Source organism: Haloquadratum walsbyi J07HQW2 (genome assembly GCF_000415985.1).
Classification (GTDB): Archaea; Halobacteriota; Halobacteria; order Halobacteriales; family Haloferacaceae; genus Haloquadratum; species Haloquadratum walsbyi_B.
Genome location: NZ_KE356561.1, coordinates 555,761 through 557,507, shown reverse-complemented (window position 1 = coordinate 557,507; position 1,747 = coordinate 555,761). Strand labels below are relative to the sequence as shown.

Below are 1,747 nucleotides of genomic sequence, written 5' to 3'. Positions count from 1 at the left end.
CGACGACAGATGAAGAGGTTGAGTTGAGCGGGACTCAGTCAACAGTTGGGTCAACTGAGTCGGTGTCTCCCTCACAGCAGGTATCAGCAGCAGTTGATATTGATCCATCATCACCGTCGTTGCAGGAAAATGAGAGGACAACGATTGAATTAGAAGCAGATCGAGCGACATTAGGGGAGGTTAGCCCGGGTGAAGCTGTCGTGGGGCGATTAACCGACGATGGCTGGCAAGTGTTGGATACAGATGTTGCTGTCCAGGGTGACTCGGTTACACTTGAAGCGGAGACACCTGGATTCTCTCCATTTGCAATCTTCGCCGATCCGAATGTTCAATATACCTGGACACTCCCGGATGGATCGACGGCAACTGGCAGAGATATTCAAACAGAATTCAGTGAGCCAGGAACGTATGAAGTCGAATTGACAGTGACAAATAGTCTTGGGCAATCAGATACCACGATCCAGACGGTCATTGTGAATGATGTTCCAGCGATTGAAAGTATAACCGCGACGCAAACTCAAACTCAAACTCAGACTCAGACTGACACCACTGAGACCACACTCACCGCGAATATTTCCAATGAGATTGGGGACTCGTCTGTGCGATGGGAATTCCCTGATGGGACAATCAAAACTGGACAGACAGTGACGTATCCAAGACAGGAGACCCAATACACAGTCCAAGTGCGTGTGGAGGACGAGTACGGTGGTGAGGCATCGGCTGTTGAGACGGTTGTGATCCCCCCGGACAAAACACTGATTGAACAATCAGATGTTCCACAGCAGGCACTTGTCCCAGGGATCATATCACTAATCGGCATTCTTGGGTCAGTGGCTGGCTATCGGGTTGTCCCGTGGACAACACTCCTCACTCGAATTCGGCGAAATCCACGCATTGTGGAGCTTGGAGCTCCATTTTATGACCATACTGACCGGTGTCTCGGCGTCGAATCAGTGGTAGTTGAAGATGATAATCGCCCGATTATCGCTATCAGACTCTCAATCGTCACCAGCGACGGAGACCGCCTCCTCACCAAAGAGATTACACCAGACAGAGCAGGACCAGCAGAAATCGGCACATATCGGTATGAGTCGACCCCGGCAGAACTGTATGTTCCTCCAACGCTCTCAGTTGATGACACAGACACATACAGGATCGCGGTGAGAACTGTGAATGAAAGAGAGAAGACAGCCACAGAGCACACAGCAGAGTTTCGAGTTGATTTGTGAACGAATGAAAAGATGATTTACCCTCCGCAATAACGCGTAATCATCAGATGTACTCAGATGTAATAAATGCAATACAAAAGCAAATTGCAATAAATTGACATAAATTAAGATGATCTCAAAAGGAAAATTACTCGCGCTCCTGATGGTTTTTGCTGCTGCAGGTACCCTTGCTGCCACAGGCGCGTTCACAACCGTTCAGGCGGATCGGGCAGCAAATATTCAGGCAGTCGGTGACGGGTCTTCACTCATCCAGACACAACCGGCAAACAGCTCGCTTGCAGAAAAGACAGGAAACCAAGCCGCGATTAATTTCAGCAGTGCTAAAGCCAAGGGGACCACTCGCGATTCCCAGACGCTAGATGATGATGTGATTGATATTACGAATAATGGGGATGAGAACGTAACGATCACAGTTGAGGCTAAGGAGGTCAATGATGCCACAATAAAATTCTATATCAATGATAACGAACTAACGAAGTCACAGGGAACAACGCTAAACGAATCTGTCAGCTCCGAAA

The 1,747-nt window shown here is 48.5% G+C and carries 1 protein-coding gene and 1 pseudogene; both read left to right on the top strand.

Annotated features, from left to right (window positions below; genetic code table 11):
* Positions 1-1,229 (top strand): PKD domain-containing protein (locus tag J07HQW2_RS02625; protein WP_303703923.1); only part of this gene is annotated, 1,229 nt, incomplete at its 5' end.
* 109 nt (positions 1,230-1,338) lie between these two features.
* Positions 1,339-1,747 (top strand): annotated as a pseudogene (locus tag J07HQW2_RS02620) (hypothetical protein); the annotation flags it as partial.